The organism is Trichlorobacter sp. (genome assembly GCF_030247655.1).
Classification (GTDB): domain Bacteria; phylum Desulfobacterota; class Desulfuromonadia; order Geobacterales; family Pseudopelobacteraceae; genus Trichlorobacter.
In genome coordinates this window covers 1-19959 of record NZ_JAOTRZ010000043.1, presented here as the reverse complement: position 1 = coordinate 19959, position 19959 = coordinate 1, and the positions used below count along the sequence as shown (strand labels likewise).

Here is a 19959-nt window from a genome sequence, read left to right as displayed (position 1 = left end):
GTGCCGAACCGTGACCGCGAGACGGTCTTTTTGCGTGAGATCTTTACCTGCGACGATTTTCTGCAAAGCCGGATGAAGCTGCCGTTGGTACTGGGCAAGGATATCGCCGGTCTGCCTTCCCTGACTGATCTGGCCAAGGCCCCCCACCTGCTGGTGGCCGGCTCCACCGGTTCCGGTAAATCGGTTTCGGTCAACACCATGATTCTGTCACTGCTTTACACCGCCACCCCGCGGGATGTCCGCTTTATCATGGTAGATCCCAAGATGCTGGAATTTTCCATGTATGAAGGGATTCCGCACCTGCTGCTGCCGGTGGTGACCGAGCCGAAGAAGGCCTCGCTGGCCCTTAAGTGGGCGGTCAATGAGATGGAGCGCCGCTACCGCCTGCTGGCAGACAAAGGGGTTCGTAATATTGAATCCTACAATCGTAAGCTGGCAACTGAGGAAGAAGAGCTGGCGATTCACGATCTGGATGATGAAGAGATCATTGAAGAGTTGGAAGAGGTGATTGAGGGTGAAGATCCGGCAGTTCTGGACGAGCCGCTGCCGTTTGTGGTTGATGATGAGGTGGATGAACTGGAGCACAGCCATCTGCCCTATATTGTGGTGATTGTGGATGAGTTGGCTGACCTGATGATGGTGGCTGGCCGTGAAGTTGAAGAGCATATCGCCCGCCTGGCCCAGAAGGCACGGGCAGCCGGTATCCACCTGATTCTGGCCACCCAGCGGCCATCGGTGGATGTTATCACCGGCCTGATCAAGGCCAACCTGCCATCGCGCATCTCGTTCCAGGTCTCTTCCAAGGTTGACTCCCGCACTATTCTGGATTGTAACGGTGCAGAGGCGTTGCTGGGGATGGGGGATATGCTCTATCTGCCTCCCGGTACCGGACGGCTGCATCGGGTGCATGGCGCTTTTGTCTCTGATGCCGAGGTACAGCGGGTGGTTGACTTCCTCAAAAAACAGGGCAAGCCGGTCTACGAGAAGTCTATCCTTGAGATGAAGGATACTGATGACAAAGGCAGTACCGGTGATGACGAAGAGCAGGATGAACGCTGGGAAGATGCTTTGCGTCTGGTGGCTGAAACCAAACAGGCCAGCATCTCCATGGTGCAGCGCCGTCTGCGGATCGGCTACAACCGGGCTGCCCGGATTGTTGAGATGATGGAACGGGAAGGGATGATCGCCCCCAGCGATGGCACCAGTAAACCCCGTGAGATCTATATGGATATCATCCACGCCTATCTGAATTCGCAACTGACGAGGTAGTAATGCCAGAGACACAGACGATCACCGCTGCAGCAATTCAGTTTACGGTCAATCAGGGGGGTCTTGATGCCAATCTGGCCTATGTTCGCGCAGCCCTGAAGCGGGTTGCAGAACAGGGAGTCAATCTGGTCGTGCTGCCGGAGATGTGGTCCACCGGTTTTGCCTATAAAGTGCTGAACGAGCTGGCGCAGCGTACTGAGGCGGTGGTGGCTGAGCTGTGCGAGCTCTCTGCTCGTCACAAGCTGGTGATTGTGGGCAGCCAGCCGGAACCGGCTGACGATGGCCGGGTCTACAACACCATCCATGTTGTTGATAATGGTCAGGTGGTGGCTCGCTATCGTAAGCTCCACCTTTTCTCGCTGTTGGGTGAAGACAAGGCCTTCAAAGGAGGGGATAGCTGGTGCCTGGCTGAAACCTCCATCGGTAAGGTAGGGGTCATTATCTGTTATGACCTGCGTTTCCCTGAACTGTCGCGACGGCTGGCGCTGGAGGGGGCACGGGTGATCTGTGTGCCGGCCCAGTGGCCCAAACCGCGCCAGGAGCATTGGCGGACACTGCTGCGGGCCAGGGCGATCGAAAATCAGCTCTATGTTGTTTCTTGCAATGCCTGCGGCGAGATCGGCAAGCTGGATTTCTTTGGTATGAGTATGGTGATTGATCCCAAAGGCGACGTGCTGGCCGATGCAGGAGAGGCTGTTTGCGAGGTCTCTGCAGCGCTTGACTGGCAGGCTATGGATGTATGGCGGGCGCAGATCCCCTGCTTTCTCGACCGTAGGCCTGAACTTTATTAGGTACATTATTGTTTCTTGACGGTCTGTCTCTGAAGGACTAGGTTTGAAAATATTTTCTCAGGAGGTTCTGTCCCGTGGGATTAGAAATGTTTTTTAGCAGTACCGGTCTGGTGGTGAAGGGTGTTTTGCTGCTGCTGATCGTGTTTTCAGTGGTTTCCTGGGCCATTATTATGTTCAAGTTTTTTCAGATCCAGAAGGCGTTCAGTGAGTCTGGCCGTTTCATGGACTTTTTCTGGAAGACCAAGCGGTTTGATACGATTGCATCGCAGGTGGATCGTTTTGGCAGTTCACCGCTGACCGCCCTGTTTAACGAGGGCTACAGCGAGCTGAAGCAGTTGATGGAGGCTGAAAGCGGCAAGCCGGATCATGGCGGTCTCAGCACCGACCTGGGCGGGGTTGCCAACGTCACCCGCGCCCTGCGCCGGGCCACCAACCTGGAGGTTAACCGGCTTGAGAAGTATACCACCTTCCTGGCAACCACCGGCTCTACTTCTCCTTTTATCGGCCTGTTTGGCACAGTCTGGGGGATTATGGTAGCCTTTGAAGGGATCGGCAGGACCGGTTCTGCCTCACTGGCGGTTGTTGCGCCCGGTATTGCCGAGGCGCTGATTGCAACGGCGGTCGGTCTGGTGGCTGCTATTCCGGCGGTTATGGCCTACAACCATTTTCAGCACAAGATCAGGGTACTGGTGAAGGAAATGGATAGTTTTTCCACTGAATTCCTGAACATTGTGCAGCGCAACATAGCCGGGAAGTAGGGGGACGCCATGGCCATGGGTGGTGGTGATGATGAACGGGGTATGATGGCACAGATTAACGTCACCCCGCTGGTTGACGTTATGCTGGTGCTGTTGGTGATCTTTATGGTAACCGCCCCGATGATGCAGCAGGGGGTACAGGTTAATCTGCCAAAGGCAGATACCAAGGGGATGAACGCCCAGGAAGATACGGTAATTGTGACCGTTGACAAGAACGGTCGTACCTTTATCAACAAGGATGAGGTGCCGGGCGGTGATCTGCGTAAGCAGCTGTCTGAGATGTTTGCAACCCGCACCAAAAAGGAAGTCTTTTTGAAAGCAGATGCCGGTGTCCCCTATGGTGAAGTGGTGCGGGCCATGGCTGAGATCAAGGGTGCAGGGATTGAGCGGTTGGGTATGGTTACGGAGCCGGCCCAGAAATAAGGTCTATGTATCAACTTGTAGCCCGCAAAGACACCGGATTGGGTGTCACAACAGCACTGTCCGTCACGTTTCATGTGGCGGCGTTTGCTTTTCTGGTCTGGTGGCAGCAGTTGATGCCAGATCCGGGGCCGGTGCAGACCACCTATTATGTTGATGTGGTCAACCTGCCGGTGGCAGACCCGCGTGCTGGTAGTCCCACCGAGTCCGGTAATGAGCTAAAGCCTGCCCCGCCTGCCCCAACTCCTCCGGCGATGGCTGTGCCTGCCGCTCCCTCAAAAACCGTGTCGGGCAAGAAATTGACAACTAGCCCCGTAACGGAATCTGCTGCCTTTCAGGAACGGATGGCAAAACTTGAAGGCAAGGTGGATGCCCAGCGTCAGACAGCTGCCTTTGAGGAGCTCCGCAAAAAAGTTGCTGCGCGGGGTAAAGTTGGTATGCCGAAGGGGACCGGAACAGAGGCTGGCAGTGACTATACCGCTTACCTGCACTCCCGTCTGAAGGATGCCTTCCGCGATACCATCAGTTACCAGACCCAAAGCCCCTATGTGATGGTGCGTATTACCATAGATGGTAATGGCCGCATTATCAGGACGCGAATTGAAAAAAGCACTGGTGATAAGGCCTTTGAACTTTCAGTAGCACGTGCAATTACACTGGCTGAGCAGGCCATAGTACCGCCGCCCTCCAGGACGGTGTACGAAGGGGCGTTTGTCTTTAAACCCCAGGGAGTTACTCATAAATGAGTTTTTTACAGCGTATGTTTCTTGTCTGCCTGCTGGTACTGCTCATTCAGCATAACAGTGAGGCAGCAAACTATATTGAGGTGACAGCAGCAGGTAACCGTCTGCTGAAGCTGGCAGTGGTGCCTCCCCAGCCAATGGGAGCGGTGATCCGTCCTGAGCTGGCCAATGAGATCGCAGAAGTACATTCTTTTGATCTGACCATGTCAGGTCTGTTTGCAGCTGAAAGGCGTGATGCAGCACCCTTGGTAAATGGTCTGTCCCTGACGCCGGTTGATTTTGTGCCTTGGCTGTCTGCCGGATATGATCTGTTGATCCGTGGTGAATATGAGTTGCGTGGCCAGGAACTGACCCTTGAGTTCAGGTTGTACGATCTGGTTGCCAAGAAACTGTTGACCTCAAAGCGCTTTCTGGGACGCGAAAAAGACCTGCGGCGCTATGCCCACAGCTTTAGCGATGAAGTTTTGCGGGCCTTGACTGGAGAAAAGGGGAGCTTTACCTCAAAGATTCTGTATGTCTCCAATCAGACCGGCAACAAAGAACTTTTTTTAATGGATTGGGATGGTGTTAACTCCCAGCAGCTGACCAGCAACCGTTCGATCAATATTTCGCCGGATGTCTCGCCGGATGGACGGGAGGTTATCTTTACCTCCTACAAGCGGGGCAATCCTGATCTGTACAAGCGCGCCTTGTCCAGTAACCTTGAAGTACCGGTTTCCAGCCGGTCAGGCCTGAATATTACCGGCGCCTGGTCGCCGGATGGGGGAAGGATTGCACTGGCGCTTTCCAAGGATGGTAATACTGAGATTTATACCGTTGCCAAGGATGGTTCTGCACCTAATCGTTTGACGGTCAGTCATGCTGCCAATCTCTCTCCGGCCTGGTCGCCTGATGGCAGCAAGCTTGCCTTTGTGTCAGACCGGTTGGGAAGGCCACAGATCTTTACTATGGATAGCAATGGCGGGAATGTTCGTCGTCTGATCACCAGCGGCTCTTACAATGTCAATCCTTCCTGGTCGCCCAAGGGAGATAAGCTTGCCTTTGCCCGGATGGCTGGCGGGTTTCAGATCTTTGTTGCCAATGCTGATGGTGGCGGTGAGATTCAGTTGACCTTTGAGGGGAACAATGAACGGCCCCGCTGGTCTCCCGATGGCCGACTGATAAGCTTCAGTTCCCGTCGGGGGGGGCAGGAGGCTGTCTATGTCATGCGGGCTGATGGGTCTGGTCAGACAAAGGTCAGTCGTACCAAAGGTCTGAGCCAGCATCCGGTCTGGACCCCCATGGGGCAATAAAAAGATATCAGGTTGTTGCAAAAAGATTCAGGGGATGTATAATCCAGCTCATCTGTAGTTTATCAGGCTCACAAGGCCGTTGAATACCGTGGTTACAAGGAGGCAGTGATGCGGAACGGATTTAAAGGGATGGTCGTGGCCCTTGGTGTTGTTGCAATGATGGCAGCAGGTTGCGCCAAGGAAGAAGTAGTTAAGAAGGATGAGCCGGTGGTTCAGCAGCAGACCGTCAAGCAGCAGGAGCCGGTCAAGCAGCAGGAACCGGTCAAGCAGGAAGAGCCACAGGTTGCTCCTCCAAAGCAGGAAGAAGCCAGCGCAGCCAAGGCCTCTGAGGCTGTTGCCCTTGAAACGGTCTACTTTGATTTTGACAAGTCTGATCTGCGTCAAGATTCACGTGATGCCCTTTCAAAGAATGCTGAGACACTGTTGAAGCAGGTTGCTGATGCAAAGATTCAAATTGCAGGCCACTGTGATGAGCGCGGTTCTGACGAGTACAACCTTGCCCTGGGCGAGCGTCGTGCCAAGTCGGTTGCCAAGTATCTGACCACTCTGGGTGTTAAAGCTGATCGGATCAGCACCATCAGCTACGGCAAAGAGAAGCCAGCTGTTCAGGGTAACGATGAGGCTGCCTGGTCAAAGAACCGTCGTGCCGAGTTTGTAATCGTCAAGTAAGCTCGTTACTACAGCGCATGAAAACTGAATGCACCGGTAGCCGGATATTTCTCGGTACCGGTGCATTTTTTTTGTACAGGGCGGTACTTGACATTTTATATTTTGATATATATTAATATATGTATATATCAAGAGGCGGGGTGGAACAATGCAGGTTAAGCAAATCATGATGGTGGGGCTGGTATCACTGTTGACCGGTGCTGGCGTGCAGGCGGCTGAATTGCAGAGGATTACGCTGCGTGAGGCAATTGTGCTGGGACTTGAACGGAATAACCAGGCGCGTGCAGCCCGCTTTCAGTCCGATTCCGCACGCTCAGGCGCTACCTCCGCATCCCTGCACTACCTGCCAAGCATTACCCTTGAAGAAGCCTGGTCACGCTCAGATGTGCCGGTTAATACCTTTATGATGAAGCTGAACCAGGGTAGATTTACCAATCAGGATTTTGATGCAGCAAAATTGAATAATCCTGCGCCGGTTAGTGATTTTAGAACGGTTGTATCGGTAGAGCAGCCGATTCTTGTGCCTGCAGCCTGGGCAGGCCAGAAGGTGGCGCAGCGGGGAGCAGAACGGCAGGAGGCGGTAACAGAGCAGACTCGTCAGCAGGTTGCCTTTCAGATTTTTCAGCTCTATCTTGAGGTGCAAAAGGCCCATGCACAGCTTCAGGCTTCTGTGAAGGCACTGGATGAGGCGCGGGAAAGCAAGCGCCAGGCAACGGTCAGGACAGCAGCAGGCCTTGGACTTAAGTCAGATGAATTGCGGGCCGCAACCCAGCTGGCTGCCATGGAACAGCAGAATATCAGTGCCGCCAATAACCTGACTTTGGCCAGGATGCAGCTTACTTTGGCAACAGGTGGGCAGCCTGGTGATGAACTGGATGCCGCAGAGGCGGTACAGTTGAAACGACCAGAGCGGGATTTGAGTGGACTGATCGGTGCTGCGCAGCAGGAACGGCGCGATCTGCAGGCATCAGAGCGTGGAAAAGAACAGGCTGATGCAGCCCTGCTACAGACCCGCGCAGGGTTTTTGCCTACGGTAGGGGCGGTTGGGGCCTGGCAGATGAATGACAAGAACAGCGCGTTTGGTAGAGATCATGATGCCTGGATGGTTGGGGTCTCCCTGCGCTGGAATATCTTTGACGGTTTTCGTACCTGGCATGGCAGCGGACAGGCACAGGCTTCCCGTTCTGCTGCAGTTGAACAGTTGGAGCAGGCTAGAAAAGAGGTCAGCTATCAGGTGCATGAGGCCTGGCTGCGCCGGATAGAGGCAGAGAAGCGTCATGAGGTTGCCAATGCCGCTGTGCTGGCTGCAGATGAGGCGACACGTCTGCTGGCTAAACGCTTTGATAATGCTTTGGCTACCATGGTCGAGTTACTTGATGCACAAACTGCCCTGAATCAGGCCCGTGCCAATCTGGTGGAAAGTGATGCCAATCTGATGTTGGCCACCGGGCGGCTGTATCACTCCGCTGGAATTTTTTTAAAGGAGGTTCAGTAATGAATCGTTCATATAGTGCTGTTCTGTCTCTTGCCATTGCTACCGTTATTGGTCTGTCCGGCTGTTCAGATACCAAGCACGGAGCCCAGGCACCGCCAGCAGCAGTCAGTGGACTGACGCTTACCACGGTTAAGGTGGCAGACCTGCCGGAGACACTGGATGTGGTTGGCACCGTCAGAGCCCGGACCAGCGCCATGGTTTCAGCCAGAATTTCCGGTACGGTCAGCGTACTGCATGTACGTGAAGGAGACCGGGTGCGTAAAGGTCAGCTGTTGGGACAGCTTGACTCCAAAGAAAGTATGGCTCAGGCCACCGGCGCTGTAGCGGTAATTGACGAAGCAAAACGAGGTCTTGAAGAGGCACAGGCTCGTCAAAAACTGGCAGACAGCACTTTTACACGTTTTAAGAAGCTGTATGATGAGCAGGCTCTGACCAGGCAGGAATTTGATACCCGCCAGACTGAACGGGATCTGTCCCATCAGGCGGTGGCACGGGCAGAAGCCCGCCTGCGACAGACCCAGGAGGCATCACGTGCTGCAGGAGCCATGGCCAACTAAAAAAAAATTGTTGCTCCGATTTCCGGGGTAATTGTCGCCAAGCAAGCTGACCTCGGTTCTACGGTCTTTCCGGGCCAGCCATTGATGACCATTGATGATGAAGGAAGTTATCAGCTGGAGCTTTCAATCCCGGAATCTCAGGTGCGTGCGGTGCATGCCGGTACAGCGGTACAGGTGCAGATTGATGCAATCGGGACAAGCGTTGTTGCGCGGGTGTCAGAGGTGGTGCCAACCAGTGATCCAGCCAGCAGGACCTATATCGCCAAGGTAACGGTTCCGCAAAAGGGGATTCGCAGTGGCATGTTCGGGCGGGGCAGTATTGCACTGGGCAGCACGGTCAAAGGGGTCAGGATTCCACGCACGGCGGTCTTTGAACGTGGTGCGTTGACTGCAGTATGGGCCGTTGGCGCTGATGAGATAGTGCGGATGCGGCTGGTGAAGACCGGACGGCTACAGGGTGACAGTCTCGAGATTCTGTCCGGCCTGGCCGATGGCGATCGGATTGTGACAGCTGGCATGGAAAAGGCAATTGACGGTGCTCGCCTTCAAACGGCTGCAGGAGGTGCTAAATGATACGGATAAGTCTGTTTATATCTGGTCTGTTGTTTGGTCTGGCATCTATCGCCGCTGCAGATAATTTTCGCTGTCCAAACGGTGAGATTGTCTCCACCGGTGATCGTCAGTCGATAGTGGCCATGAAATGCGATCCGCCCACCTACAAGAATAGCCGAACCGAGAGTGAGGCGGGGTACAGAGGGGCTACCATTCTGGTCTCTGTGGAGGAATGGACCTATAATGAGGGACCACACCGTCTGGTGCATATCCTGACCTTCAGGAATGGTCTGCTTGATTCGGTACAAACTGCAGGGTTTGGTAAGTAGAGGATACGTTATGCTTAAGCTGGGATTTGCGGGGAAGGTTGCCCGCGCCTTTATAGATTCAAAATTAACTCCTCTGATTGTAGCGGCATCGCTGCTGTTGGGGGGCTTTGCCATCAAGATGACACCTCGGGAAGAAGAGCCCCAGATTTCGGTGCCGATGGTGGATGTTTACCTGCCATTGCCAGGTTCTTCCCCTCAGGAGGTACAGGAGCGGGTTGTCAAGCCGCTCGAGGGGCGTCTGTGGGAGATCTCCGGTGTTGAGTATCTCTACTCCATGAGTCGTCCTGGCATGGGCATCATTACCGTCCGTTACAAGGTTGGCGAAAACATGGAGGAATCGCTGGTCAAGCTTTACAACAAGGTGATGAGCAATCGCACCCTGTTGCCGGCTGGCGCGGGTGATCCACTGGTGGTAGCCAAGTCCATTGATGATGTGCCGATTCTGGCCCTGACCCTCTGGTCTGACCGCTATGATCATAGCATGCTGCGCAAGCTGGCCCGTGAAGTCTGTGATGAACTGAAAAAGAGTGAGAACGTCTCTGAAGCAGAAATCAAGGGTGGTCTAACCCGGCAGTTGCGGGTAACGCTTGATTCAGCCCGGTTAGCAGGTTACAGCATTTCTCCACTGCAGGTGGCTGGTGCCCTGCAGGCCGGAAACAAGACGCTGCCTTCCGGTGCTTTTAATGGTGCCAATAAAGAGATGCTGGTGGAGACCGGATCATTGCTTGATAGCCAGGATTCATTGCGTCAACTGGTGGTGGGGGTCTATGGCGGCAAGCCGGTCTATCTGGATGATGTGGCAAAAATAGCAGACACCACCAAAGAGCCTGAAGACTATGTCTTCATGGGGATGGGACCGGCTGCTGCAGAAAAAGGACTGACCGGCAATCGTGCTCAGGATTATCCGGCAGTTACCGTTTCAATTGCCAAGCGTAAAGGTGCCAATGCCACCTGGGTAGCAGATGATCTGGTTAAAAAAGTTGAGTTTATGAAGGGCAAGGTGATCCCGTCTGATGTGCAAGTGACAGTGACCCGCAACTACGGTGAGACCGCCCGGGAAAAGAACAATGAGCTGCTGTTTCATATGTTTCTGGCTGCCATCTCGGTTACGATTCTGATTGCCCTGTTCATGGGCTGGCGTGCTGGTGCTGTTGCCGCGATCGCTATTCCGGTTACCCTGGCCCTTACCATGCTGATCTTCTACCTGATCGGCTATACCTTGAACCGGATCACCCTGTTTGCCCTGATCTTCTCCATCGGCATCCTGGTGGACGATGCGATTGTGGTGGTGGAGAACATTCACCGCTACTTCACCACTACGGTGATGAAGCCACTGGATGCCGCAATCAAGGCGGTGGATGAGATCGGTAACCCCACGGTGCTGGCCACCTTTGCCGTTATCGGCTCAATCCTGCCGATGGGCTTTGTGGGTGGTCTGATGGGGCCGTACATGCGACCGATTCCGGTGGGGGCCAGCATGGCCATGCTGCTTTCCATGTTTATCGCCTTCATTGTTACCCCCTATTTTGCCTATCGTCTGATGAAAGGGCAGCATGAGTCTGAGGATGAGCTTGCAGAGTCAAAGCTGACCATCTTCTACCGTCACTGGATGGGCCGATTGCTGCATGATGTTAAACTGCGTAACGGTTTTTTGGCTCTGGTGGTGTTTCTGCTCCTGGCTTCCTGTTCGCTGGTCTACTTTAAGGCGGTCACGGTCAAGATGCTGCCGTTTGATAATAAAAATGAGCTGCAGGTGATCATTGATGCCCCTGAGGGTACACCGCTGGAACAGACCGCCCGGATGACCCGCGAGATGGGGGATACCCTGCGCTCTGTGCCGGAAGTGACTGACTTTCAGAGCTATGTCGGCACCAGTGCTCCTTTTAACTTTAATGGTCTGGTCAGGCATTATTTTCTGCGTAAAGGCTCGAACCTGGCCGATATTCAGGTTAATCTGCAACATAAGACCGAGCGTAAGGCTCAATCCCATGATATTGCCAAAAAGATCAGGCCGCTCCTGACTGCCGTGGCAGAGCGGTATGGCGCACGGGTCAAGGTGGCTGAGATACCACCTGGACCACCGGTGCTTTCGACCCTGGTTGCAGAGGTCTATGGTCCCAATGACGCTGCCCGGGCATCTGTTGCAGAGAAGATCAAAGGGATATTTGCCAAGACCAGCGGTGTCGTGGATGTGGATTGGTACCGTGAGTCTGATCAGCCCAAGCTGACCCTGACGGTGGATCGTGAAAAGGCGGCCCTGTCAGGTATATCGGTGGATGAGGTTGCCAAGGCATTGAGGCTTGCCCTGGCTGGTATGGATGTGGGGATTCTGCATCTGCCCAAGGAAAAAGAGCCGGTAGCCATCAATCTGCGTCTGCCTGAATCGCAGCGCAGTTCTCTGGCGGCCCTTTCCTCTATCTATCTGCCCGGTCCCAAAGGCAGTGTACCGCTTTCACAGCTGGTTAAGCCGAGCCAGGGTAGTGAGGAAAAGACCCTCTATCGTAAAAACCTTAAGAATGTGGTCTATGTAATCGGTGATGTTGCCGGGGCCATTGAGGCACCGGTCTATGCCATCCTCAAGATGCAGAAACAGATCGCGGCACTACCCACACCGGACGGTTCAAAGATCGAGATTCTGGCCTCCCGTCAGCCCTGGTCAGAAGAGAAGATGGGGATGAAGTGGGATGGCGAGTGGCATATTACCTATGAGGTCTTCCGTGATCTGGGGATCGCCTTTGCTGCGGTAATGGTGCTGATCTATATTCTGGTGGTGGCCTGGTTTAAGGATTTTACCACCCCGATAGTGATCATGGCGCCGATTCCGTTGACCCTGATCGGCATCCTGCCGGGCCATGCCATGTTTGGGGCCTTCTTTACTGCCACCTCCATGATCGGTTTTATCGCCCTAGCCGGGATCATTGTGCGGAACTCGATCATCCTGATTGATTTTGCTGAAATGAAGCGGAAGGAGGGGATGAAGCTGGATGAGGCGATTATTGAAGCCGGTGCGGTCCGTTTTCGCCCCATGCTATTGACCGCTGCTGCGGTGGTGGTGGGTAGTTTTGTGATAGTCTTTGATCCGATCTTTCAGGGCTTGGCCATCGCCATGATGTGCGGCGAGATCGCCTCCACCACACTTTCCCGTGTCACTATTCCAATTTTGTACTATCTGGTGGAGGGATGGAAGGAACGCCGTCATGTCGGACAGCCTGAAGCTGCTGAACAGAACGTATAGAGGAGAATGAGATGTATATTGAGCGTATTGTCAGAATCGTAGCCGGGGCTTTTATTGTTATTTCGCTGTTACTGGCCCATTTTCACCACCAAAACTGGCTCTGGTTTACCGGGTTTGTCGGTTTGAACCTGTTTCAGTCCGGCTTTACCCAGTTTTGTCCACTGTTTAACATCCTTGAGAAGATGGGTGTGCCCAAATTTCCCAAGGATGCCTGCTGCAAGTAACGCCAATTCTGGAGGGGCCAGCCGATGACGTATCGCATCACCATTCTCTGTGAGAACTCTGTTGGTCCGATCTCTGGAACTCTGGGTGAACATGGCTTCAGCGCCCTGATCGAGTGGAATGGCGGTTCGCTGCTGTGGGACACCGGTCAGGGCTTTACCCTGCTGCACAATGCCCAGCGGATGAACAAGAACCTGCACGGGCTGCAACAGGTGGCGTTGTCCCATGGTCATTACGACCACTCCGGTGGTCTGCTACCGCTCTTGCGTACCTGTGGCCCCAAGCAGGTCTTTGGCCATCCGGCCATCTTTACCCCCCGTTACCGCCATAAAGACACTGGCGAATCCCTTTCCTTGGGCATGCCCTATCCCCAAGAGTATCTTGAGGGACAGGGGGCACAATTTGATCTCTCGGATCAATTCCGTGAGATCCTGCCCACCATCTGTATGACCGGGCAGGTACCCAGAACCACCGATTTTGAAACCGGCGATAACGGCCTATACCTTGATACCTGTGGTTGCAGCCGCGATCCGTTTGACGATGACCAGTCACTGGTGATTACCACCGACAAGGGACTGGTTGTGCTGCTGGGCTGCTGTCATGCGGGGCTGATCAATACCCTCAACCATATCGCAGACAAGACCGGCCGTCGTGATATTCAGGCCGTGATCGGTGGTACCCACCTTGGGTTTTGTACTGCTCAACAGCTTGACCAGACTATTGCCGTGATGAAACAGTGGCAGATTAGGAGGTTAGCCGTTAGCCACTGTACCGGTTTTGCTGCTGCCACACGTCTGAAACAGGAATTCCCGACTGCCTTTCAATCCGCACAGGTTGGCTATTCCTTCGATCTCTAAAAATCCTTTAAACTTTTGTTAGCCCCTTTTGTTTTAGCCTCTCTTATGTTACATAAGTAAAACTAAATATTGTGCCTATGACACAAGTCCATTTCAATTTCTTGAAGGGGAGGCAGCAAACATGAGTTATGAGGTGAAGAACGAGCAGCTTAAGGCGTGGGTGTATGAAGTAGCGGCAATGTGTGAGCCGGCCGAAATCCACTGGTGCGATGGTTCACAGGAAGAATATGACCGGCTTTGCGGCCAGATGGTTCTGAACGGCACTTTCCGTAAGCTGAATCCAGAGAAGCGCCCCAACAGTTATCTGGCATTCTCAGACCCAATTGATGTAGCCCGGGTAGAAGATCGCACCTTCATTTGCTCACGTTCTAAGCAGGATGCTGGCCCCACCAACAACTGGGTTGAGCCCAAGCAGATGAAGGAAACCCTGAAAGGCCTGTTCAAGGGCTGTATGAAGGGGCGTACCATGTACGTGATCCCGTTCAGTATGGGGCCTTTAGGGTCAACTATTGCCAAGATCGGTATTGAGATTACCGATTCTCCCTACGTTGTTGTCAATATGAAGATCATGACCCGTATGGGTAAGCAGGTACTGGATGTGCTTGGAGACGGTGAGTTTGTGCCGTGTCTGCATTCAGTTGGCATGCCGCTTGAGTCAGGTCAGAAGGATGTATCCTGGCCCTGCAACAAGGAAAAATACATCGTCCACTTCCCTGAAGAGCGTGCGATCTGGTCTTTTGGCTCAGGCTACGGCGGCAACGCCCTGCTGGGCAAGAAGTGTCTTGCCCTGCGGATCGCCTCCAAGCAGGGCAAGGACGAAGGCTGGTTGGCTGAGCATATGCTGATTCTGGGTGTTGAGTCTCCCACCGGTGAAAAATCCTATGTGGGCGCTGCCTTTCCCAGTGCCTGCGGCAAGACTAACTTTGCCATGCTGATTCCACCCAAGCCGTTCCAGGACAAGGGCTGGAAGGTAACCACCATTGGTGACGATATCGCCTGGATCAAGCCTGGAACTGATGGGCAGGTCTATGCCATCAACCCTGAGTTCGGTTATTTTGGTGTTGCTCCGGGAACCAACTACAAAACCAACCCCAACGCAATGATCTCCTGCGAGACGAACTCGATCTTTACCAACGTAGCATTGACTGAAGATGGCGATGTCTGGTGGGAAGGGATGACCGATGAGCCACCGGCAAAGCTGACTGACTGGCAGGGTAACCCCTGGACGCCAGGCTGTGGCCGTCCTGCTGCTCACCCTAATGCCCGTTTTACCGCTCCGGCTTCCCAGTGTCCCTGCATTGATCCAGAGTGGGAGAATCCCAAAGGTGTGCCGATGAGCGCCTTTATCTTTGGTGGTCGCCGTAAAGACACCGTCCCGCTGGTCTATCAGGCCTTTAACTGGAACTTTGGTGTCTATCTGGCCTCAACCCTTGGCTCTGAGACTACTGCCGCTGCAGTTGGCGCTACCGGTAATGTCCGTCGTGACCCTTTTGCCATGCTGCCGTTCTGCGGTTACCACATGGCTGATTATTTTGCTCACTGGCTTCAGTTTGGACGCAGCATTGCTCGTCCGCCACGGATCTTCAGTGTTAACTGGTTCCGCAAGGATGCCGATGGCAAGTTTATCTGGCCAGGCTATGGCGACAATATGCGGGTGCTGAAGTGGATTGTTGAACGGGTACAGGGCAAGACCGGTGCTGTTGAATCACCACTTGGCTGGATGCCACGCTACGAGGATATGGAGTGGGAAGGTGTTGATATGTCCCGCGAGAAGTTCAATGATCTGATGTCCGTTGATCGTGATGTCTGGCAGAATGAGCTTGTCTCCCATGATGAGCTGTTTATCAAGATGTATGACCGGCTGCCGAAGGAGTTCCTGCATATGCGTGAGCTGATTCTCTCCTCACTCTGGCGTTCGCCAGAGCATTGGGAGCAGATTGGTGAGGTGCATCCTGAAGGCTGGAACGAATAAGTAGTTTTACAGGTTCTTGAAGCAGGAAGGGCTGATCCGGTAACGGGTCAGCCCTTTTTAATCATCCACTTCTATTTCCACCACCCGCATCTCTTCCCCGTTAAGTATCTCCAGGGCGTAGCTGCCGCATTGTCGGCAGGGATCATAAAGGCGTTCAACCGGCTGTACGATGGAACAGTCAAGGCAGCGCCCCTGCGCCTCAATCCTGCGAATTTCAAGCCGGGCTGATTCTGCCAGCGTATCACTGCTGCAGGCAGAGAAGCAAAACTCAACCGCTTCCGGTACGACACCGGACAGGGCGCCAATCTCCACAACAACAGCTGTGATCCGTTGGCCACTGGCATGCTGCAGGCAGATATCAACAATCCCCTGAGTAAGTGCCATTTCATGCATAAGGCATACTCCTGAAATAAAAAAAGCCTGTCAGGGTAACCTGACAGGCTTTTATGATCAAAAAGCTGAGAATTAGTGCTTCTTCTCTTCTTTTGCAGGTGCAGCAGCAGGTGCAGCAGCAGGAGCAGCAGCTTCAGGAGCTTTTACGGAAGACATAGGCTTCTGTGCTTCGGGAGCCTTAGGAGCTTCTGCAGCAGGAGCAGCAGGAGCAGCAGCTTCTTCTTTCTTCTTGCAGCCAGCGGCAACGCCGAGGGCCAGAGCCAGTACCAGGGACAGGGAGAGCATTTTTTTCATGTGATTTCACCTCTTGGGTTATTTAACCCTGTTACAACAGGGCAGTGTAAGCAACAAAGGGAAACTATACTCAGTGCTAAAATAAAGTCAATATTTTTTTTATTGCCCATGGTGGAACTTGCCTTTACGCTCTTTGTGTGCTGGTGTCGGCGCGTTGTGGCAATCAAAACAGCGCGAATCTTCAGACTTGCGCAGCTCCAAAGCAGAAGATGGCTGATTTTTTCTGATCGGGGTATTTTGCTGAGGGGTCTGGAAGGCCAGCTGGCCGCGCTCATCAGCTACCGTTGCGGCCTGATAGGCTACTCTCCAGTTGGCAGACAGTTCTGTTGAGTGGCACTGGTCGCAGCCGCCCGGTGGAGGTATGCTCTTCCAGGCGGTAAACATACTACAGCCAGGCAGGGCCAGAATCAGCAACAAGATGGCAGGTAGAAACTGTTTCATGGCAGATCTCCTTTTCGGCACTTTAGCACGCAGCGATGCGATGAACAAGACCCGTTTCAGAGTTTGGGAATTACCCGTTGTGCTGTAGCGGTGGTCTGTTTGGTTATTTCCGTGAGGGTCATTCCTTTAATTGCTGACAATTTGTGGGCTGTGGCAAGTAACCAGGACGGTCGGTTAAAACATCCCTGATGACCAGCGGGTGGTAGGTCAGGTGCATCGGTTTCAAGTACCAGCTGATTAAGCGGTAGCTGACCTGCAAGCAAAACCGGGCGTACAGCATTACTTCGAGTCAGGGTCGCGCTGAGAGAGATGACAAAGCCGAGCTTGATACATTCAAGGGCTGATTCCAGCGAACCGGAAAAGGCATGCATGATGCCACCAATCTGATCGGCCCGTTCTTCCCTCAGGATTGCCAAGGTTCGCCCAATCGCCCTGCGGCAGTGGATCAGTACCGGAAGTTGGTGATAGCGCGCAATTCTCAACTGCTCACGAAACAGCGCTTCCTGTTTGTCAAGGTTGCCATAGGTTGCATCCAGGCCTATCTCCCCAATGGCAACCCCTGTTGGCGTCAGGACCCTTAGCTGCTGCAACTGCTCAGCAGTGGCGGTAGCTGCGTAGAGAGGATGAATGCCGTATGCTGGCCGAAGGGCAGGATGCTGGATAGCCAGTTCAGATATCCGCTGCCAGCCGTCAGGATGTACGGAGGGTACAATCCATTTGGTGACTCCTGCAGCGCGGGCCTCAGCCAGCAGTTCATCAAGTTGTTCAACCAGTGGAGGCAGATCAAGGTGGCAGTGGGTGTCAACGAGCATGCTATCAGAGAAACCAGCTGATCGGCCTGAGGAGCAGTTCAAGCAGGCGTACCCCTAGTCCACGGCGGGAATGGCCGTCAAGGGTGATACGCCGGGAACCGGCAAAATCCTGTTCAAACAGGTCGCGAACCTGGGCACCAAAGGGCTGACTGCGTACAATAACGTTGATCTCAAAGTTACGGTGAAAGCTACGCTGGTCTAGATTGGCGGAGCCGATCACGGTCTGCTCTCCGTCGATGAGCATCAGTTTGGCATGCAGCAGTTCCCGTTCCAGTTCGTAGATCTCAATGCCAGCCTTGAGCAATACTTCGTAGTAGCTGCGACTGAGTACCCGCACCACCGGCACGTCATTGCGGGCAGGCAGCAGCAGTCTGACCTGGACCCCGCGCCGGGCGGCCCGCAGCAGGGAACGCAGTATCCGTGGACCAGGAATGAAATACGGGTTGGCAATCAGAAGTTCATCTGAGGATGAGGCCATGGCAACCCGAAAGGCGGTGCGGATGGCTGAGCGACGCTGGTGAGGACCGCCATTGATCAGGGTTACTTCGGTATCATCCGGTGTGTTGTTTAAAATAGCAGGCACAGGCAATGTGGGCCGTTTGCCGCGTTCCATCGCCCAGGTGTCGGTAAACAGTTCCTGCAGGGCTGCCAGGGCAGCGCCACCAAGACTGAAGCCAACATCACGGAACCGGAGCTGTTCATCAGTCAAACCGGCATAGGCGTCACTGATATTCAGGCCGCCTAGATAGGCCACCCGGTTATCAATCAGTGCCAGCTTGCGATGATTGCGACGATCAAACCAGTGGATACGGCTGAGGGAAAGGGGGTTGAACGCCAGGCAGGAGACCCCTGCGGTCTGCAGTCGTTCAAAGTAGCTATCCGGTGTGACATGGCAGCCGATGGCATCATAGAGCAGAAAGACCTTGACCCCGCGCGCGGCAGCTTCAATCAGCAGATCGGCAAAGCGCTGTCCGGTTACGTCGGCCCTGATACGGTAATACTCAAGACAGATGAGGCGTTTAGCGTTCTTGAGGTCATTAAACAGCGCTTCAAAGAAGTGAGGGCCGTCCGGTAATAGTGTTACCTGTCCTGCTCCAACCGGCAGCGGCAGCAAGGCAGTGCCATGGTGGCGCAGGTGCCGTATCAGGCGCGGAAACCGTTCCTGATGACGACGGGCTGACATGGTCAGGGCTTTCCTTCAACTGCAGGGGCTGCAGGCTGCTCTTGGGGGGCTGGTTCCGGTTTTGGGGCGGCAGGTTCAGGAGCAGAGGGTTCCTGTGGTGTAGCAGGTACGGTGACCGACGAAATTGGCTTCATGATCGCTTCCTGCTGGATTTCGGTATCCACCTTCCGTTGCAGGCCGGCAATGTTGGGGGCTGTACCCAGTGCTGCCTGCAGCTCATCGGAGCTGATCACCCCTTTGCTGCGCAGTTTGCGCAGGATCATGTTGGAGCGACTCAGGACTTTGCCCAGGTTGCGGTAGGGGTTGTAGGCCACGCGTGGGCCGGGCAGCATGGCTGCCAGAAAGGCGCATTCACGGGGGGTCATGGCTGAAGCCGGTTTGCCGAAATAGTATTGTGATCCGTGGCCGATACCGTAGACCATCGGTCCCAGTTCAACCACATTTAGATATAATTCGAGGATACGTCCTTTGGTCAGCTCCTGCTCCATCCGCCAGGCCAGGTAGACCTCTTTCAGCTTGCGGGTAATGGTCTTTTCTCGGGATAGAAATACGTTTTTAGCTACCTGCTGAGTGATGGTCGAGGCACCACGGGCCAAGCTCTTTTTTTCCAGATCGTATTTGATCGCCTCTCTGATCGCCTTGACGTCAATCCCCTCGTGTTTATAAAAATTACTGTCTTCAGCCAGGATCACGGCCCACTTCATTTCGGGTGGTATCCGGTTGGACGGGGTCCAGCGCCGGTTTTTCGGCCCCAGCAGAAAGGGGTGCTCGTTGCCCTGCCAGTCGCGTACATCAATACTCAGGTTCAGTTTTTTATCGGCAAGGCTGCTGACCGGCGGCAGCAGGGCCAATGAGATAACCACATAGCCCAGATACAGTATGATGATAATGCCACTACCCAGCAGGAACTTCTTCACATTCTCCTCCAACTAATTCTGATCCCATTTCAAGGCGCTCTCTTCGTTGGCGCGTCATCGGCTCCTCAACGTACTGCGTGTACGCCTGCGTCGCCGAATTCCTCGCCGCCTTGATATCATCCTTGAACTGGAATCAGAATGGCACTGATACAATTTTAAGCAGTGTATAGCATGAAAACCGGTGGTACGGAAACCGACAAGTAAAAGAGGCCGGTAGAACCGGCCTCTTTTACTTGTCCAGAGCAGACAGATATTCCTACGGCTGCAACAGATACTCCATAATCGTCAGGGCCATCTTTGCAGCGTCATTACGGTCATTATTAAATGCCAGATTGTAGACACTCAAGTCATAGGGATCGCGATCCAGAAAATCACGGATAAAGCGATCCCGCTCTTTCTGGCGACGCTCCACCAGTGTTCGGGCTTCACCGCTGTCAAGCCCAAGACGTTTGGCGATGGAAGCAACTTTAAACGGTTCTGATGCATATATCCTGAAATGAAAGCAGTTTTTCATGGTGCGGGTAACAATTGGTGCGCCCCGACCCACCAGAATCACGTTGCCCTGTTCTGCCAGTGCGATAATCTGCCGTGACAGCAGCCGGTAGTAATCCTTATCGCTTTTCCAGCGGTTGGAAAAGGTGGAGAGAAAATCATCCAGAAAGCGATTTTTATCGCCAATGTTTTGCAAGACCTGATCTGAAAGGCTGTGATGCTTGGCAACCTCGTCCAGGAGCGCCTTGTCCATTAAGGTCCAAGGT

Annotated in this window: 22 protein-coding genes; 15 read left to right on the top strand and 7 right to left on the bottom strand. The window is 53.8% G+C overall.

The features are described 5' to 3' along the window. The 15 genes from OEL57_RS06010 to OEL57_RS05940 all read left to right on the top strand — a co-directional run. On the top strand, positions 1 to 1269 hold a 1269-nt coding region (locus OEL57_RS06010), incomplete at its 5' end, for a DNA translocase FtsK (protein WP_300738527.1). Between the two features lie 2 nt (positions 1270 to 1271). Beyond that, positions 1272 to 2060, top strand: a complete 789-nt coding sequence (locus tag OEL57_RS06005; protein WP_300738524.1) for a carbon-nitrogen family hydrolase — start codon at positions 1272 to 1274, stop codon at positions 2058 to 2060. Between the two features lie 86 nt (positions 2061 to 2146). Next, on the top strand, positions 2147 to 2818 hold the full coding sequence (gene tolQ / locus OEL57_RS06000) for a protein TolQ (RefSeq protein WP_300738533.1): 672 nt from the start codon (positions 2147 to 2149) through the stop codon (positions 2816 to 2818). Positions 2819 to 2827: 9 nt separating this feature from the next. Next, complete coding sequence (gene tolR, locus OEL57_RS05995; RefSeq protein ID WP_300738521.1) at positions 2828 to 3241, top strand: protein TolR; 414 nt, start codon at positions 2828 to 2830, stop codon at positions 3239 to 3241. Between the two features lie 5 nt (positions 3242 to 3246). Further along, positions 3247 to 3984, top strand: a complete 738-nt coding sequence (locus tag OEL57_RS05990) for an energy transducer TonB (RefSeq protein ID WP_300738518.1) — start codon at positions 3247 to 3249, stop codon at positions 3982 to 3984. After that, the gene (tolB, locus tag OEL57_RS05985) at positions 3981 to 5273 is read left to right on the top strand and encodes a Tol-Pal system beta propeller repeat protein TolB (RefSeq protein WP_300738516.1); all 1293 of its coding nucleotides are present in this window, start codon (positions 3981 to 3983) and stop codon (positions 5271 to 5273) included. The genes OEL57_RS05990 and tolB overlap by 4 nt, the downstream gene beginning before the upstream one ends. 108 nt (positions 5274 to 5381) lie before the next feature. Beyond that, entirely contained in the window at positions 5382 to 5942 is a 561-nt protein-coding gene (gene pal / locus OEL57_RS05980) for a peptidoglycan-associated lipoprotein Pal (RefSeq protein ID WP_300738512.1), read from the top strand. Positions 5943 to 6090: 148 nt separating this feature from the next. Continuing rightward, a complete protein-coding gene (locus tag OEL57_RS05975) occupies positions 6091 to 7437 on the top strand; it encodes a TolC family protein (RefSeq protein ID WP_300738510.1) in 1347 nt (448 codons plus the stop codon). Beyond that, positions 7437 to 7994, top strand: a complete 558-nt coding sequence (locus OEL57_RS05970; protein ID WP_300738508.1) for an efflux RND transporter periplasmic adaptor subunit — start codon at positions 7437 to 7439, stop codon at positions 7992 to 7994. Before OEL57_RS05975 ends, OEL57_RS05970 begins: the two co-directional genes overlap by 1 nt. A 6-nt stretch (positions 7995 to 8000) precedes the next feature. Then, a complete protein-coding gene (locus OEL57_RS05965) occupies positions 8001 to 8567 on the top strand; it encodes an efflux RND transporter periplasmic adaptor subunit (RefSeq protein ID WP_300738530.1) in 567 nt (188 codons plus the stop codon). After that, positions 8564 to 8875, top strand: a complete 312-nt coding sequence (locus tag OEL57_RS05960) for a DUF2845 domain-containing protein (protein ID WP_300738506.1) — start codon at positions 8564 to 8566, stop codon at positions 8873 to 8875. The genes OEL57_RS05965 and OEL57_RS05960 overlap by 4 nt, the downstream gene beginning before the upstream one ends. A 10-nt stretch (positions 8876 to 8885) precedes the next feature. Next, entirely contained in the window at positions 8886 to 12110 is a 3225-nt protein-coding gene (locus OEL57_RS05955) for an efflux RND transporter permease subunit (protein WP_300738503.1), read from the top strand. Positions 12111 to 12121: 11 nt separating this feature from the next. After that, complete coding sequence (locus tag OEL57_RS05950) at positions 12122 to 12334, top strand: YgaP family membrane protein (RefSeq protein WP_300738501.1); 213 nt, start codon at positions 12122 to 12124, stop codon at positions 12332 to 12334. A 24-nt stretch (positions 12335 to 12358) separates the two neighbouring features. Next, positions 12359 to 13189 carry an MBL fold metallo-hydrolase gene (locus tag OEL57_RS05945; protein ID WP_300738498.1) on the top strand — a complete coding sequence of 277 codons (831 nt, stop codon included), beginning with the start codon at positions 12359 to 12361 and terminating at the stop codon, positions 13187 to 13189. A gap of 121 nt (positions 13190 to 13310) precedes the next feature. Then, positions 13311 to 15161, top strand: a complete 1851-nt coding sequence (locus OEL57_RS05940; RefSeq protein ID WP_300738495.1) for a phosphoenolpyruvate carboxykinase (GTP) — start codon at positions 13311 to 13313, stop codon at positions 15159 to 15161. Positions 15162 to 15218: 57 nt separating this feature from the next. Here the strand turns inward: OEL57_RS05940 and OEL57_RS05935 are convergent, their stop codons facing one another. From OEL57_RS05935 to OEL57_RS05905, 7 genes are all read right to left on the bottom strand, one after another. Beyond that, positions 15219 to 15554 (bottom strand): hydrogenase maturation nickel metallochaperone HypA, encoded by a 336-nt coding sequence (locus OEL57_RS05935; protein WP_300738492.1) that lies wholly within the window; start codon positions 15552 to 15554, stop codon positions 15219 to 15221. A 72-nt stretch (positions 15555 to 15626) separates the two neighbouring features. After that, positions 15627 to 15848 (bottom strand): hypothetical protein, encoded by a 222-nt coding sequence (locus tag OEL57_RS05930; protein WP_300738489.1) that lies wholly within the window; start codon positions 15846 to 15848, stop codon positions 15627 to 15629. Between the two features lie 99 nt (positions 15849 to 15947). After that, entirely contained in the window at positions 15948 to 16289 is a 342-nt protein-coding gene (locus OEL57_RS05925; RefSeq protein ID WP_300738486.1) for a cytochrome C, read from the bottom strand. A gap of 56 nt (positions 16290 to 16345) precedes the next feature. Next, on the bottom strand, positions 16346 to 17101 hold the full coding sequence (locus OEL57_RS05920; RefSeq protein ID WP_300738483.1) for a TatD family hydrolase: 756 nt from the start codon (positions 17099 to 17101) through the stop codon (positions 16346 to 16348). A 4-nt stretch (positions 17102 to 17105) separates the two neighbouring features. Beyond that, complete coding sequence (locus OEL57_RS05915) at positions 17106 to 18284, bottom strand: phospholipase D-like domain-containing protein (protein WP_300738480.1); 1179 nt, start codon at positions 18282 to 18284, stop codon at positions 17106 to 17108. Positions 18285 to 18286: 2 nt separating this feature from the next. Continuing rightward, positions 18287 to 19201 (bottom strand): transglycosylase domain-containing protein, encoded by a 915-nt coding sequence (locus tag OEL57_RS05910; protein ID WP_300738477.1) that lies wholly within the window; start codon positions 19199 to 19201, stop codon positions 18287 to 18289. 256 nt (positions 19202 to 19457) lie between these two features. After that, positions 19458 to 19959: AAA family ATPase (locus OEL57_RS05905; protein ID WP_300738474.1), on the bottom strand; the 502-nt coding region annotated here is incomplete at its 5' end.

What these genes read in the sequence shown, in the direction of transcription:
- OEL57_RS06005 (WP_300738524.1), top strand. Translation starts at nt 1,272, where the DNA reads ATGCCAGAGACACAGACGATCACCGCTGCAGCAATTCAGTTTACGGTC.
- tolQ (WP_300738533.1), top strand. Translation starts at nt 2,147, where the DNA reads ATGTTTTTTAGCAGTACCGGTCTGGTGGTGAAGGGTGTTTTGCTGCTG.
- tolR (WP_300738521.1), top strand. Translation starts at nt 2,828, where the DNA reads ATGGCCATGGGTGGTGGTGATGATGAACGGGGTATGATGGCACAGATT.
- OEL57_RS05990 (WP_300738518.1), top strand. Translation starts at nt 3,247, where the DNA reads ATGTATCAACTTGTAGCCCGCAAAGACACCGGATTGGGTGTCACAACA.
- tolB (WP_300738516.1), top strand. Translation starts at nt 3,981, where the DNA reads ATGAGTTTTTTACAGCGTATGTTTCTTGTCTGCCTGCTGGTACTGCTC.
- pal (WP_300738512.1), top strand. Translation starts at nt 5,382, where the DNA reads ATGCGGAACGGATTTAAAGGGATGGTCGTGGCCCTTGGTGTTGTTGCA.
- OEL57_RS05975 (WP_300738510.1), top strand. Translation starts at nt 6,091, where the DNA reads ATGCAGGTTAAGCAAATCATGATGGTGGGGCTGGTATCACTGTTGACC.
- OEL57_RS05970 (WP_300738508.1), top strand. Translation starts at nt 7,437, where the DNA reads ATGAATCGTTCATATAGTGCTGTTCTGTCTCTTGCCATTGCTACCGTT.
- OEL57_RS05960 (WP_300738506.1), top strand. Translation starts at nt 8,564, where the DNA reads ATGATACGGATAAGTCTGTTTATATCTGGTCTGTTGTTTGGTCTGGCA.
- OEL57_RS05955 (WP_300738503.1), top strand. Translation starts at nt 8,886, where the DNA reads ATGCTTAAGCTGGGATTTGCGGGGAAGGTTGCCCGCGCCTTTATAGAT.
- OEL57_RS05950 (WP_300738501.1), top strand. Translation starts at nt 12,122, where the DNA reads ATGTATATTGAGCGTATTGTCAGAATCGTAGCCGGGGCTTTTATTGTT.
- OEL57_RS05945 (WP_300738498.1), top strand. Translation starts at nt 12,359, where the DNA reads ATGACGTATCGCATCACCATTCTCTGTGAGAACTCTGTTGGTCCGATC.
- OEL57_RS05940 (WP_300738495.1), top strand. Translation starts at nt 13,311, where the DNA reads ATGAGTTATGAGGTGAAGAACGAGCAGCTTAAGGCGTGGGTGTATGAA.
- OEL57_RS05935 (WP_300738492.1), bottom strand. Translation starts at nt 15,554, where the DNA reads ATGCATGAAATGGCACTTACTCAGGGGATTGTTGATATCTGCCTGCAG.
- OEL57_RS05930 (WP_300738489.1), bottom strand. Translation starts at nt 15,848, where the DNA reads ATGAAAAAAATGCTCTCCCTGTCCCTGGTACTGGCTCTGGCCCTCGGC.
- OEL57_RS05925 (WP_300738486.1), bottom strand. Translation starts at nt 16,289, where the DNA reads ATGAAACAGTTTCTACCTGCCATCTTGTTGCTGATTCTGGCCCTGCCT.
- OEL57_RS05920 (WP_300738483.1), bottom strand. Translation starts at nt 17,101, where the DNA reads ATGCTCGTTGACACCCACTGCCACCTTGATCTGCCTCCACTGGTTGAA.
- OEL57_RS05915 (WP_300738480.1), bottom strand. Translation starts at nt 18,284, where the DNA reads ATGTCAGCCCGTCGTCATCAGGAACGGTTTCCGCGCCTGATACGGCAC.